General features: G+C 59.3%; 12 protein-coding genes. 1 reads left to right on the top strand and 11 read right to left on the bottom strand.

What is annotated here, in order from left to right; all coding sequences use genetic code 11:
- Positions 1 to 65 precede the first annotated feature (65 nt).
- On the top strand, positions 66 to 2,207 hold the full coding sequence (locus MWR57_RS14190; RefSeq protein ID WP_423125476.1) for a glutamine synthetase III family protein: 2,142 nt from the start codon (positions 66 to 68) through the stop codon (positions 2,205 to 2,207).
- Between the two features lie 191 nt (positions 2,208 to 2,398).
- Here MWR57_RS14190 and MWR57_RS14185 read toward each other — a convergent pair whose 3' ends face one another.
- The 11 genes from MWR57_RS14185 to truB all read right to left on the bottom strand — a co-directional run bounded on the left by MWR57_RS14185 (position 2,399) and on the right by truB (position 13,088).
- On the bottom strand, positions 2,399 to 3,031 hold the full coding sequence (locus MWR57_RS14185; protein WP_423125475.1) for a hypothetical protein: 633 nt from the start codon (positions 3,029 to 3,031) through the stop codon (positions 2,399 to 2,401).
- 55 nt (positions 3,032 to 3,086) lie between these two features.
- Positions 3,087 to 3,695 (bottom strand): hypothetical protein, encoded by a 609-nt coding sequence (locus MWR57_RS14180; RefSeq protein ID WP_423125474.1) that lies wholly within the window; start codon positions 3,693 to 3,695, stop codon positions 3,087 to 3,089.
- Between the two features lie 101 nt (positions 3,696 to 3,796).
- Positions 3,797 to 4,549 carry an adenosylcobinamide-GDP ribazoletransferase gene (gene cobS, locus MWR57_RS14175; protein ID WP_423125530.1) on the bottom strand — a complete coding sequence of 251 codons (753 nt, stop codon included), beginning with the start codon at positions 4,547 to 4,549 and terminating at the stop codon, positions 3,797 to 3,799.
- Between the two features lie 5 nt (positions 4,550 to 4,554).
- The gene (cobT, locus tag MWR57_RS14170) at positions 4,555 to 5,619 is read right to left on the bottom strand and encodes a nicotinate-nucleotide--dimethylbenzimidazole phosphoribosyltransferase (protein WP_423125473.1); all 1,065 of its coding nucleotides are present in this window, start codon (positions 5,617 to 5,619) and stop codon (positions 4,555 to 4,557) included.
- A 226-nt stretch (positions 5,620 to 5,845) separates the two neighbouring features.
- Entirely contained in the window at positions 5,846 to 6,625 is a 780-nt protein-coding gene (gene cbiR, locus MWR57_RS14165; protein ID WP_423125472.1) for a cobamide remodeling phosphodiesterase CbiR, read from the bottom strand.
- On the bottom strand, positions 6,625 to 7,428 hold the full coding sequence (locus MWR57_RS14160) for an MBL fold metallo-hydrolase (RefSeq protein ID WP_423125471.1): 804 nt from the start codon (positions 7,426 to 7,428) through the stop codon (positions 6,625 to 6,627). The genes cbiR and MWR57_RS14160 overlap by 1 nt, the downstream gene beginning before the upstream one ends.
- Before the next feature lie 62 nt (positions 7,429 to 7,490).
- Positions 7,491 to 7,964: a dUTP diphosphatase gene (gene dut / locus MWR57_RS14155; RefSeq protein WP_423125470.1), complete on the bottom strand. Its 474-nt coding sequence runs from the start codon at positions 7,962 to 7,964 to the stop codon at positions 7,491 to 7,493.
- Between the two features lie 146 nt (positions 7,965 to 8,110).
- A complete protein-coding gene (locus MWR57_RS14150) occupies positions 8,111 to 9,376 on the bottom strand; it encodes a M16 family metallopeptidase (protein WP_423125469.1) in 1,266 nt (421 codons plus the stop codon).
- A gap of 100 nt (positions 9,377 to 9,476) precedes the next feature.
- Positions 9,477 to 11,570 (bottom strand): polyribonucleotide nucleotidyltransferase, encoded by a 2,094-nt coding sequence (gene pnp / locus MWR57_RS14145; protein WP_423125468.1) that lies wholly within the window; start codon positions 11,568 to 11,570, stop codon positions 9,477 to 9,479.
- A 202-nt stretch (positions 11,571 to 11,772) separates the two neighbouring features.
- Complete coding sequence (gene rpsO, locus MWR57_RS14140; RefSeq protein WP_423125467.1) at positions 11,773 to 12,042, bottom strand: 30S ribosomal protein S15; 270 nt, start codon at positions 12,040 to 12,042, stop codon at positions 11,773 to 11,775.
- 245 nt (positions 12,043 to 12,287) lie between these two features.
- Positions 12,288 to 13,088, bottom strand: a complete 801-nt coding sequence (gene truB, locus MWR57_RS14135) for a tRNA pseudouridine(55) synthase TruB (protein WP_423125466.1) — start codon at positions 13,086 to 13,088, stop codon at positions 12,288 to 12,290.

Genomic DNA, 13,088 nt, shown 5'->3' with positions numbered 1-13,088 from the left:
TTTTGCGCCGGGCGTGGGAGATTTTCAACCTTACCCTTCAGCACCAAAAAATAAGGAGAAAGACAATGAGTGACAATTGCACCTGCGGTTGCGGCAACGACCACGACCAGAACCTGATGACCGTGCCCGAACTGTTCGGCTCCAACGTGTTCAACAACAAAACCATGAAGGAACGGCTGCCCAAGGAGACCTACAAGGCTCTGCAAAAAACCATCAACACCGGCTCAATCCTGCCGCCGGACGTTGCTTCCGTGGTGGCCAACGCCATGAAGGACTGGGCCATCGAAAAAGGCGCCAGCCATTACACCCACTGGTTTCAGCCCCTTACCGGCATCACCGCGGAAAAGCACGACTCCTTCATCTCCCCCACCGATGATGGCGGGGTGATCATGGAGTTTTCCGGCAAGCAGTTGATCCAGGGCGAGCCGGACGCATCCTCCTTCCCCAGCGGCGGCCTGCGCGTCACCTTCGAGGCCCGGGGCTACACCGCTTGGGACTGCACCTCTCCCGCCTTCCTCAAGGAGGACGAATCCGGCGACGTGACCCTCTGCATCCCCACCGCCTTCTGCTCGTACAAAGGCGAGGCCCTGGACAAGAAAACCCCCCTGCTCCGCTCGATGAACGTCGTGGCCAAGCAGGCCCTGCGCGTACTCCGGGCCATGGGCAACACCACCTCCAAGACCGTCGGCTCCACCGTGGGCGCGGAGCAGGAATACTTCCTGGTGGAGAAAGAGTACTACCTGCAACGCCTCGACCTGATGACCTGCGGCCGCAGCCTGTTCGGCGCCCCCGCCCCCAAGGGCCAGGAGCTGGAAGACCAGTACTTCGGCGCCATCAAGGACCGCGTTTCCGCCTACATGAAGGATCTGGACATCGAGCTGTGGAAAATGGGCATCTCCTCCAAGACCAAGCACAACGAGGTTGCCCCGGCCCAGTTTGAGATGGCCCCGGTTTTCACCACCACCAACATGGCCACCGACCACAACCAACTGGTCATGGAGACCATGCAGAAGGTGGCCCTGCGCCACGGCATGGTTTGCCTGCTGCACGAGAAGCCCTACGCCGGGGTAAACGGCTCCGGCAAGCACAACAACTGGTCGCTCTCCACCGACGACGGCATCAATCTGCTTGAGCCGGGCCAGACTCCGGAAGACAACGCTCAATTCCTGGTCTTTATCTCCGCCTTGATCAAGGCCGTGGACACCCATGCCGACATCCTGCGCGCCACCTGCGGCAGCTCCGGCAATGATCACCGGTTGGGCGCCAACGAGGCTCCGCCCGCGATCATCTCCATCTTCCTGGGCCATGAGCTTTCCGACGTGCTGGAGAAGCTGGCCAAGGGCGAGAAGATCTGCAAGAAGGGCGCCTGCCAGACCTTGAAGATCGGGGTTGATTCCCTGCCCGAGCTGCCCATGGACAACACCGACCGCAACCGGACCTCGCCCTTTGCCTTCACCGGCAACAAGTTCGAGTTCCGCATGGTCGGTTCCTCCCAGTCCATCGCCGGCCCCAACGTGGCGCTGAACACCATTGCCGCCGAGGCGTTGGATGAGATCGCCACCCGGTTGGAAAAAGCCAAGGACGTGAACAAGGAGATCCTCGCCATCCTCAAGGAAGTCATGACCAAGCATGGCCGGATCGTCTTCAACGGCAACAACTACTCCGCCGAGTGGGCCAAAGAGGCCGAAAAACGCGGTCTGCCCAACACCCGCAACACCGTGGATGCGCTCAAGGCCTTTGTCACCCCCAAGGCGATCAAGCTCTTCGGCAAGTACAACGTGCTTTCAAAAGATGAGCTGCACTCCCGCTACGACATCTATGTCGAGCAGTACGCCAAGCACATCAACATCGAGGCCCTCACCGCCATCCACATGACCAAGCGCCAGTTCATCCCGGCGGCCATCCAGTTTGTCGCCGAACTTGGCGCCTCCCTGGCCGCGGCCGGCAAGTACGGCTCGGTGCAGAAGGGTCTGCTGGAGCAGGTTGGCAAACACCTGGAATCTGCAGGCAAGAAGGTGGCCAAGCTGGAGGATGAGACCAAGAAGGCCCAGGGTATCTCCGACGTGGCCAAGCAGGGCGCAGCCTACCGCGACAAGGTCTTCCCCGCCATGGTTGATCTGCGCGGAGACATCGACGCGCTTGAGGCCATCATGCCGGCTGATCTTTGGCCGGTGCCGACCTATAGCGATTTGCTGTTTAATTTGTAAGAGTAGGGCGACTAGGGAGACGGGATTTGTTCCCGTTTCAGACTGTTGCCAGGCTGATCTAAAAAAAGAGGGGGAGTCAATCGACTCCCCCTCTTTTTTGTGCCCAGAGCGGGCTGGCTTAATCAGCGGACTTGATCATTGACACCTTGTTACGCCCCTTTCATTACAAACCTGATGGAGGGAGCGAACATCTACGTCTGAGCTGGAATCAAGGAAAACAGATACAAAGTCCAGAGGCCAGACTCCCGCCAGAGAACCGCCGCCAAACGCCGCGACCGGTCCGACCAGAGGAGGGAGCGCATCTCCGGTATGCTGCTCGAATTTATAAGGGTGACGGTCAGCAGGGTGCGCTTGCTATTACCCGTTCCCGCAACGATATGCACCACCCCGGTAGCGGAGTCCACAAAATCAAAGCCGGGGCCACCCGGACCTGGAAACTTGAAAAGATACGGAGTCGGACGGCGATGCTTCAGCCCGCGAAATTCGATAGCCGGGATACCAACGGTCTCTGCCGAATCGAAAGGGGTGAAGGCCGTGTTCGGACCAAACTTGATTCGCGCCGATGAACGAGCCCCGCTCTTTACCTCCAGGCGGAGAGCGTCAAACAGCCCATCGGGCCCCGGCATGCCGGTCACGATGTAGATCGTCGCCGGCTCGTTGATATGTTGCAGAAGCGTCGGTTGTGACTGCCAGGCCGGGGCTTCGGGAAGCGGGGCCACAAGGAGCGGATCAACCGGCTGCGGAGCGCCGTCGAATTGCGCCACATACCAGCAAAAAACGACGATGCCGGCCATGATCAGAAGAAGAATTTTTCGTCGATTCATACTTCACAGCCTTCATCGCACCGAACGGGTTGCTTGCAGCGGAGCCACCATGCACTCAAAGAGGAGGGCTCTCTTCCGCTTCGAATCGGCCTTCTTTGAAATAGTAGCCCACCGTTCCGCCATCGTTTAAAAGTTCTCCCGCAGCGTTACTCTGTTGCGGCCAGGCGAGGCGGAAAATTGGCGAATCAGGGCTCTTTTTTTCAGCGAGCCAGAGATAGTATGCGAAACCCCACTGTTTATTGCCACCAAATTGACATTCCAAGGTTTGGGGATCAACAAGTTCCGACTCGCGAAGAATCAAAACCTCGTATCGAGACCCCTTCGACACTACGCCGATCAACAAGCTCTTCTGGTGATCGTGCCCATCAAGGATCAGGTCGTCTTTCCCATCTCCATTGGCGTCAACGACGAGCGCAAATGGCGCACGGTTCTTCAATTTCTCCTGGTGACCACCATGCCGGACTTCCGCAGCATAATCAGTCGCTTTCCAGGGGTGGAATCGGGGATTGAAATTGGCGAGGGCTTTTTTAACCGTAGCAGGAAGTTTCAGCTCATAGACTTCACCCTTTCTGCTCATAACAGGGCCAAGTGGTTCAGCCAATGAAACAGGATAAAAAACAAGGGATACCGACAAAGCGATTAAGACGCTGATATAAACTCGCATACTCACAAGCCCGTAGGATGCGGTGAGCCTGCGAACCGCATCGGTCGAGGTCTTGATGAATCGCGATTGATGCGGTTCGTTCCTCACCGCATCCTACGAACTCAGACGGTGAATAAGAGCACCGCAGCCAACCAGCCGCAGACCTCTCCCAACTCACAGGAAGCCCCCAACACATCGCCGGTGATACCGCCCAGCGCCCTGCTCGCCTTAAACCGGAGCCACAGGGCAGGCAGCATTGCCGCGCCGAGAATAATCAATCCAGCCGACCAGTTCCACCAGATCAGCGGCGCCAGCAGGAGACCGCCCAGCGCCAGTTCCCTCAAGCCGACCTTGCCGACAAAGGCGTGGCCGGTGCCGATCTCCCTTGGATATTGCGTGCCGCAGGCCAAGGTGGCCATGGCCCAGCGGGCAGCCATAGGCCCGGCGAATAGGGCAAAGAAAAGGGGGTTCCCGCCGTTGACAACAAGGGCGGCGAGGCAGGCTGTCTTCATGGCAAGCAGCAGCACCAACCCGATCACCCCAAAGGCGCCAATGGCCGAATCCTTCATGATCGCTAAACGTCGCTCCGGGGTTTGCCCGCCACCCAGACCATCCAACAGGTCGGCCAGACCATCAAGGTGTAGCCCCCTGGTCAGCCAGGCTCCAAGCCCCACCAGCAGCACCGCACTCACCAGCGGGGGAAGGTTGGCCCAGACCACAAGCCAGGCGCCTCCGGCCAGAAACCCGCCGATCAGCCAGCCAGCCAAGGGGAAAAAAGCGGCGCTCCGCCTGAGGCCGTCTGTGGGCAACTCCGCAGGCAGCCGCACAGGCAGAATGGTGAGAAAGGCGATGGCAATCCGGGCGGCCAGCAGCATGTTATTCAACCGGCCTCACTCACCCCGGCCTCGCCAAAGGTGGCCATCTCGTTCATGATCTTGAGCCCCGCCTCCACCAGATTCATGGTCAGGGCCGCGCCGGTGCCCTCGCCAAGGCGCAGGTCAAGGTGCAGCAGGGGGCTCAACCCCATCTTCTCAAAGAAGATTTTGTGGCCCTGCTCCGCCGACATGTGGCTGAAGAAACAGTAGTCGAGAACATGGGGGGCAAACCGCTGGGCGACCAGGGCTCCGGCGCTGGAGATAAAGCCGTCCACCACCACCGGAATTTTGCTCCGAGCTGCTTCCAGAATACAACCGCAGATGGCGGCAATCTCCAGACCTCCCACCGCAGCCAGCGCCCCAAGGGGAGAATCCAGCCGCTCCCGGTTCACGGCCAGGGACTGCTCGATCACCGCGATCTTGTGGAGCAGCATGGCGTCGTCGATGCCGGTGCCCCTCCCTGTTACATCGGCTACCTTGGCGGGCAGCAACGCGGCAAAGAGCGCGGCGGACGGGGTGGTATTGCCGATGCCCATGTCACCGGTGCCCAGAATCTCAGCGCCATCCTCGATGGCCTCGCGGGCCATGGCCATGCCGACCCCGATGGCCGCAACGGTCTCGTCGATGCTCATGGCCGGTCCCTTGGCCATGTTGTCGGTGCCGGGCCGAACCTTGCATTGCCGCAATCCCTCGGCTTCGATCGGCACGGCCACGCCCACATCGACCACCCGCACCTCCGCCCCCACATGGCGAGCCAGCACGTTGACCCCTGCGCCTCCGGCCAGAAAATTGAGGACCATCTGCGGGGTGACTTCCTGGGGGAAAGCGCTGATCCCCTCGGCCACCACGCCGTGGTCCCCGGCAAAGGTGAGGATGATTTTTTTCTCCACCTTGGCAGCAATGGTTCTCCGCATGGCGCAGGTTCTGGCCGCCAGCATCTCCAGCTTGCCGAGGCTGCCCAGGGGCTTGGTCAGGTTATTGAGCTTGGCCTGGGCCTGGGTCATGACCTCTTTACTGGCCGGTTCAATGGCCGCGCAGGCTGCCTGCAATTCTTCCGCTGTTCGTATCATGTTTTCTTCTCCTGTATTTCTCCGCAGCCAATTTGCGGCGCGATATTGTTGGTGCTTTTTACAAAACGAGCTTCAAATTTTACTCCCCTCTCCCGCATGCGGGAGAGGGGCCGGGGGAGAGGGAAAATTCAACCTGCTTATTTTACAGCTAGTTCCCCCTCTCCCTAACCCTCCCCCCGAGGGGGGAGGGAACTTTTTTGGCTTTTGCGAAAGTCTTTGTCACCTTTTATCTGCGACTGAAAGACTGCCACGCCGTATCAAGAAGCGCCAGCGAACCCTTCAACTTTTCCAGGCTGTACATCTCCAGGGTGACCACGCCGTCATACCCAACCTCGGCCAGCCTTCTGCCCAGCATCCCGGCCTGCTCCGCATCGTTTAAGGCTTGATGATCCCTGCCGTCCCACACCCCATGGTAATGAAGATGGCGGACCCGGGACAGCAAGCCCAAACCATTTTCCAAATCATGACCATAATGGACAAGATGCCCGAAATCCAGGCAGACGGGAAAGCCGTATTCCTCAACCAGAGGGGCCACCAGCCCGAATGCATACTCGATATTTTCGACCGCAACCAGCCTTTTTTCTGCCCCCAAGGCACCCGACAATTCTTCCAGGCTGGCAGCCAAATTCTCAAGCCAGGCCGCTTCGGGCAGGTCCGGCTCCCGGAGCAGATGCAGGTCAAAACTCAGCACCCCAAGAGGGGCCAACTGCGCCATAAGCCGGAGAATCTCAGCGATGCCCTCCTGCCGCTCAACCCTTGCCGAAGCGCCCAGGGCCAAGTCGGTGGGCAGATGCACGGTATAGCTGAGGCTGTGCGCCTCGGCAATCTCCCGCAACGCCTGCACATCAAAAGGCTGGGGCAGACGGCTTTTGGCCGCGCTTTCAAAAAAGAGCAACTGGACATCGTCCACCAGGGGAGCCAACGCCCGGACATTGGTCATGATGTCCGCGGGCAGCACGCAGGAGGTCGCGCCCAGCCGCCAGGGAAAGCGTCTTTTACAAGGCATCACCCCGCGCTGCCTCGCAGCGTGACCACCTCGCCAACCCTGTCCTGATGGGCAAGGGAGATCACGGGCACCGGGCACGCGCCCCGCTGCTGCCGGAGTGCCTCCAGCATGGCGTTCATGGCGTTCTCGGCAAGATGCGGCCGGTTGTTGGTTTCGCTGAGGTGGGACAGGACCACATGCTCCAGACCGTCGTGCAGGATATCGCTCAGAAACCCGGCAGCGTCTTCATTGGCCAGATGCCCGCTCTTGCCGCGCACCCGCTGTTGCAGGGATGGAGGATAAGGCCCGTTGCGGAGCAGCTCCGGGTCGTGGTTGCATTCGAGCACCAGCCCGTGGCAATTGCTCAACCGGTGGCGCATCAGCTTGGACACCACCCCGGTATCGGTGCAGTATCCCATGAGCGCCCGGCCGTTGTTGAGGAGAAACCCGACGGGATCAGCGGTGTCGTGGGAGATCGCGTAGGGATGGATCTGAAAATCCTGAAAGACGAAGGTCTCGCCCGTGACAAAGGGATGGCATTGAGAAAGCTTATCCAGAACCGTCCCGGCTGCGGCCAGGGTTGCTTCATTGATAAAGACCGGCAAGCGAAAACGGCGGGAGAGAATAGCCGCGCCCTTGATATGGTCGGTGTGTTCGTGGGTAATGAGGATGCCGGAGAGGGTCTCCGCGCCAACTCCGATTCCGGCCAGACGGTGCTCAATCTCCTTGCCGGAAAATCCGGCGTCGATCAAAAGCCGCGTCTGCCCGGACTCGACAAAGGTCGCATTGCCCTTGCTGCCGCTCCCAAGTACACAAAATCGCATGGATCACCCAAAAAAGGTTAAAGGTAAAAGGCTAAAGGGCATGATCCTTTCTCCTTGCCCCTTTAGCCTTTTACCTGCCCCAGGCCCGTATGACCGAACCCGCCGTCCTGACGGAGGGTCTCGTCAAGCCTGTCCACCGCGATCACCGTGGCCCGGCAGACCGGGGCCAGCACCAACTGGGCGATCCGGTCGCCCCGGTGGATGGTGAACGATTCGCTGCCCAGGTTGATCAACCCGATCTTCACCTCGCCCCGGTAATCGGCATCAATGGTGCCGGGGCTGTTGACCACGGTGATCCCGTGCTTGATGGCCAGCCCGCTCCGGGGCCGCACCTGCAACTCATAGCCAGGAGCCAGAGCCACGGCAAAACCGGAGGGCAGCAACCGGATCTCCCCAGGTGCGATCACCACCGGCTCAACCACGGCCGCGGCCACATCCATGCCCGCAGCCAGTTCGGAATGGTAGGCAGGCAAGGGCAGATCAGCATGCGTTGCCGGATCGAGCCAGGACAATTGAATAGTATGTGTTTCGGTCATCTTCTACTCCAGATCGTAACCAGTTACCCAAAAGGGGGAAACATGTAAACGTTCAGCAGAGCCGTAGCTGCAAGGAAGAGGTCTGCGAAGTGTGCTACTGCACATGAGCAGACCGATGACAAAGCAGATGCGGTGCTGCTGAACGTTTACTCCAAATCAAGGGGGCGCCAGTCTATATCCTTTGCCTTGAGCGGGCCAAGAACAGTGGCGAACAGCGGCTGGCCAAAAAGCCGGACGGCCAGGTCGCCAATATCCTCTTGCCGCACCTGGTCAAACCCCGCGGCGACCTCGTCAAAGGAGATATAACGGCCAAAAGTCAGCTCATTTCTGGCGATTCTGGTCATGCGGGATTCCATATTCTCGGCGGAAAGGTAAATCCCGGCCTTGGCGTAATCCTTGGCCCTGTCCAGCAACTCACTCGAAACACACCCCTGGCGCAACCCTTGTATTTCCCTGGCAACCACCGCCATGGCCTTGTTCACCACTGCCGGATCGACTCCCATGTACACCCCGAGATAGCCGCTGTCGGTGAAGGAGGAGAGATAGGAATAGATGGAATAGGCCAGCCCCTCTTTCTCGCGGACCTCCTGGAAAAGCCGGGAGCTCATGTTGCCGCCGAGAAGAACATGCAGCAGATAGAGGGCATACCGCTCGGGCGCCACAATGGGCAGGCCGTAAGTGCCAAGCACCAGATGCGCCTGCTCCAGACTTTTCTTATAGAGCTTGCGTACCGGCGCAAGCGCGGTGGGCGGCTGCCGGCGAAGGCTTGTGCCGGGTTCGGCCAAGGCGCCCATCTGCTTCTGCCAGAGACGGCAGAACTTCTCGTGCTCCACATTGCCCGAGGCGGCGATGACGATCCTGCCTGGCGTGTACTGGCGGCGCATATACTCCCGCAGTCCGTTGGAATCCATGGCTGCCACCACCTCCCGCCGTCCGAGCACCGTATACCCGAGGGGGTGCTCGCCCCACAGATTGCCGGTGAACAGCTCATGGATCCGGTCATCCGGGGTGTCTTCCACCATGGATATTTCCTGGAGCACGACCTCCCGTTCGCGCACCACCTCTTCCTCCTCAAAAAGCGAGTTCAGGAAGATATCCCCCATGAGCCCGACGAGGTGTTCCAACTGGTCATCAAGGACCGTGGCGTAATAGGAGGTGGTCTCGCCGGAGGTAAAGGCGTTGGACATGCCGCCCAGGGTGTCAAGTTCCTGGGCGATCTCCCGGGCCGTCCGGCTGGGGGTGCCCTTAAAGAGCATGTGCTCGACAAAATGGGCGCTGCCGTTGTTGTCGGGCTGCTCGTCGCGGGCGCCCACATCCACCCAGATCCCCGCGGAAACCGTGCGGGAGGGAATCTTTTCGGTGATGATCCGGATGCCGTTGTCGAGCACGGTTTTCTGGTAGCTATTGGCCACGGTTTTCCCTACTGGTCACAGGATGATACGGAAAAGGGGAAAGAGGGCCGCGCCCTCCTTCCCCTTGGAAGAATCTAAAACAGTACCCGAAGGCAATGGATCAGGAACCCGACTCCTCCTGCAGGACAGCCTTACGGCTCAGGCGGATCTTGCCCCGCTGGTCGATCTCCAGAACCTTGACCCGGACCTCGTCGCCTTCCTTGAGAACATCGGTGACCTTCTCGACCCGCTTGGTGTCAAGCTCGGAGATGTGCACCAGGCCGTCAACCCCCGGCATGATCTGAACAAAGGCACCGAAATCGAGGATCTTCTGGACAACGCCGTCGTAGATCCGGCCGATTTCAGGATCAGCGGCGATCTCGTTGACCTTGGCGATAACCGCCTGGGCAACCTCGCCATTGGGCGCGAAAATCGTTACCTTGCCCGAATCCTCAACATCCATCTTGATCCCGTAATCGGCGGTGATCGACTTGATCATCTTGCCGCCCGGGCCGATGAGATCGCGGATCTTGTCGGGATTGATCTGCAGGCTGAAGATCTTGGGCGCATGCTCAGGCACATCCGCCCTGGGCTGCTCGATGGCCATCTTCATTTTTTCGAGAATATGGAGGCGGCCGCCCCTGGCCTGGGCCAGAGCGCTGGTCATGATCTCCTTGGAAACGCCTTCGATCTTGATATCCATCTGCAGGGCGGTGATGCCCTCGTCGGTGCCGGTGACCTTGAAATCCATGTCGCCGAGATGATCTTCATCACCCAGGATGTCCGAGAGGATGACGATGGTCTCGCCGTCCTTGATCAGACCCATGGCCACGCCGGAAACCGGCTTCTTGATCGGCACGCCCGCGTCCATCAGGGCAAGACTGCCGCCGCAGACCGTGGCCATGGAGGAGGAGCCGTTTGACTCCAAGACCTCGGAAACGATGCGGATGGTGTAGGCGAACTCATCGCCCTTGGGCAACACTGCCGACAAAGCACGCTCGGCCAGGGCGCCATGCCCGATGTCCCGACGGCTGGGACCACGCATGAAACGGACCTCGCCCACGCAATAGGGCGGGAAATTATAATGGAGCATGAAGCGCTTGAAGGACATGCCGGTGAGGGATTCAACCCGCTGCTCATCATCGCCGCTGCCCAAGGTGGCGGAAACCATGACCTGGGTCTCGCCCCGGGTAAACAGCGCGGAGCCATGGACTTTCGGCAGGGCCGCAACTTCACAGTTGATCGGGCGAATCTCGTCAAAACGGCGGCCGTCTATCCGGCACTGATCCTTGACGATCCGGTCGCGCATCATGGTTTTATTCAGAGAATGGAGATGCTCCTTGGCCTCCTTGAGGCTGTCGGCATACTCATCGCCAAGGGCGGCAATGACATCTTTCTGGAGCTGATGATACAAATTGCTGCGCTCCTGCTTGTCGGCCATGGTAATGACCGCCTGCATCCCTTCGCGGGCCAGCTCTGCCACCTTGGCCTTCAAGGCCTCGTTGACCACCGGCGGCGCAACCGCCATCTTGGCCCTGCCCACTGCGGCACGCATCTCTTCCTGCATATCCAGGATGGGCTGCAACGCCTGGTGACCGAAAAAGATGCCCTCAAGAACCTCGGCCTCAGAGAGGCTGTCCGCCCCGCCTTCGACCATGACCACGGCATTTCTGGTCCCGGCCACGATGAGGTTCAGCCGGGATTTTTCCCACTCTTCCGGGCTGGGGTTGAGCACATACTTGCCATCGACATAGCCCACCTTTACCCCGGCCACCGGCGCGTTGAAAGGGATGTCGGAAACAATCAGAGCGCAAGAAGCGCCGATCATGGCCAGCACATCGGGGTCGTTCTGCTGATCGGCCGAAAGAACCGTGGCGATTACCTGGGTCTCATGCTGATAGCCTTTAACAAACAGGGGCCGCAGGGGACGGTCGATGAAACGGGCGGAAAGGGTTTCCTTATCGCTGGGCCGGCCGATTTCCCGGCGGAAAAAGCTGCCCGGAATCCGGCCCACCGCATAAAACCGCTCCTGATACTCCACGGTAAGAGGGAGAAAATCGATTTCCGCTTTGGGGTCCTTGGCCGCGGTGGCCGTAACCAGCACCACGGTTTCGCCGTAAGTTACCAGGGCCGTGCCGTTTGCCTGTTTTGCCAGGCGGCCGGTCTCAATGGTGAGAGGGCGTCCACCCAGATCAATCGTTACTTTTTTAAACATATACTCTCCTCTAACAGCCGCCCCTTCCCTTGTCGGGGGAGCAATCGCGCCACCCGGGTCTAACTCGGGCGAAATATATTACCGCAATGGGAAGGTGGTGTTTTCGCTGCCCCAGCCGCACTCGAAAGCGGCGATGCCGGATTGCATACAGGGGCAAAAATGGAGCCACCGCCAGATACCCGGCGGTGGCTGTTATCGCATCTTACTTTCTGATGCCAAGCTTTTGAATCAGATCACGGTACAGATCAACGTTTTTGCCTTTGAGGTAGTTCAGGAGCCGCCGTCTCTGGCCGACCAGCTTCAGCAGCCCGCGCCGGGAGTGATGGTCTTTCTTGTGCTCCTTGAAATGCTCGGTCAGATAGGTGATCCGGGAACTCAGCAGGGCAATCTGCACCTCCGGTGAGCCGGTGTCCTTTTCGTGATGGGCGTATTGGGTGATAATCTCTTTTTTCTGTTCCGCTTGCAGTGTCATGACTTCCTCGTGCACTAGAATTAATAATTCGGGAGATCGACAGAAATTTAGGAACCGTTGCGAAACAACCTGTACTCTCTGAGCCTTTTCGTTACGGCTCCTTATGCCGTTTACGGGATCTCAATTGTACAAGTGTGTTGAGCGACGGCTTCAACCATCGATTCCTAATTGGGTACGCCTCTTAATAAATGATCCCTGCGACAATGTCAATTGAATGTCATTGCGTGCTTTTTGCCAATCCACGATCACTCTTGCCGGGCCAGCTTCGCCAGAACCTCTTCCACGCTCAGGGTCTTGGCCAGCAGCTCCTGCCGCGCCGAAAGGGAATCCTGAAGCACCGCGCCATCCACGGCGTCATCCACGGTGAACGGTCCGCTCCGCAGGCGCCGCAAGGCAATAAGATGGGCGCCGCAGCCAAGGCCGCGCCCAATATCCGCGGCCAGGGTGCGGATATAGGTGCCCTTGCTGCAGTCCACCAGAATGCGCAAGGTGTCTGGTCCAGCCTCCAGTAGCTCTAACCGTGAAATCGTTATCAGCCGCGGCGCCTTCTCAATGGTGATTCCCTGCCGGGCATAATGATAGAGGGGCTTGCCCTTATGCTTGAGCGCCGAATACTGCGGCGGGGTCTGCATTTGCTCGCCCACAAATCCGGCCAGGCAATGCGCCAGCTCCTCTTGCCCAAAGGCCCTGACCTCATGCCGGGCAGTGACCTCTCCCTCAAGATCCTGGGTGGCGGTTTCGATGCCAAGCTGGAGCACCGCCTCATAACGCTTGCTTCCGTCCATGAACTGCGAGATCAGGCGGGTGGCAGGACGTCCCACGCAGATGATCAGCAAGCCGGAGGCAAAGGGATCAAGGGTGCCGGCATGCCCCACTTTCTTAATGGACAAAGCCCGGCGCACCAGTTGCACCATCCGGAAGGAACTCGGCCCCACCGGTTTATCCACCAAAAAAATACCGGCCGCAAGGGCCGGTTCGGCAACGGGTGGTTTCCCGGCCAAGGCAACCTCGGCCTCGGCTGGCATCTCCGGTGGAAGCTCCATCAT

The organism is Hydrosulfovibrio ferrireducens, from assembly GCF_046883345.1.
Lineage (GTDB): Bacteria > Desulfobacterota > Desulfobulbia > Desulfobulbales > Desulfurivibrionaceae > Thiovibrio > Thiovibrio ferrireducens.
The sequence above is the reverse complement of the archived record's forward strand: the minus strand, read 5'-3'. Positions and strand labels throughout refer to the sequence as shown.

Bases quoted from the DNA above. Each gene is read 5' to 3' on its own strand.
- MWR57_RS14160 (WP_423125471.1), bottom strand. From the start codon at position 7,428: ATGCGATTTTGTGTACTTGGGAGCGGCAGCAAGGGCAATGCGACCTTT.
- MWR57_RS14180 (WP_423125474.1), bottom strand. From the start codon at position 3,695: ATGCGAGTTTATATCAGCGTCTTAATCGCTTTGTCGGTATCCCTTGTT.
- cbiR (WP_423125472.1), bottom strand. From the start codon at position 6,625: ATGCCTTGTAAAAGACGCTTTCCCTGGCGGCTGGGCGCGACCTCCTGC.
- rpsO (WP_423125467.1), bottom strand. From the start codon at position 12,042: ATGACACTGCAAGCGGAACAGAAAAAAGAGATTATCACCCAATACGCC.
- MWR57_RS14190 (WP_423125476.1), top strand. From the start codon at position 66: ATGAGTGACAATTGCACCTGCGGTTGCGGCAACGACCACGACCAGAAC.
- truB (WP_423125466.1), bottom strand. From the start codon at position 13,088: ATGATGGAGCTTCCACCGGAGATGCCAGCCGAGGCCGAGGTTGCCTTG.
- dut (WP_423125470.1), bottom strand. From the start codon at position 7,964: ATGACCGAAACACATACTATTCAATTGTCCTGGCTCGATCCGGCAACG.
- pnp (WP_423125468.1), bottom strand. From the start codon at position 11,570: ATGTTTAAAAAAGTAACGATTGATCTGGGTGGACGCCCTCTCACCATT.
- cobS (WP_423125530.1), bottom strand. From the start codon at position 4,549: ATGCTGCTGGCCGCCCGGATTGCCATCGCCTTTCTCACCATTCTGCCT.
- cobT (WP_423125473.1), bottom strand. From the start codon at position 5,619: ATGATACGAACAGCGGAAGAATTGCAGGCAGCCTGCGCGGCCATTGAA.
- MWR57_RS14185 (WP_423125475.1), bottom strand. From the start codon at position 3,031: ATGAATCGACGAAAAATTCTTCTTCTGATCATGGCCGGCATCGTCGTT.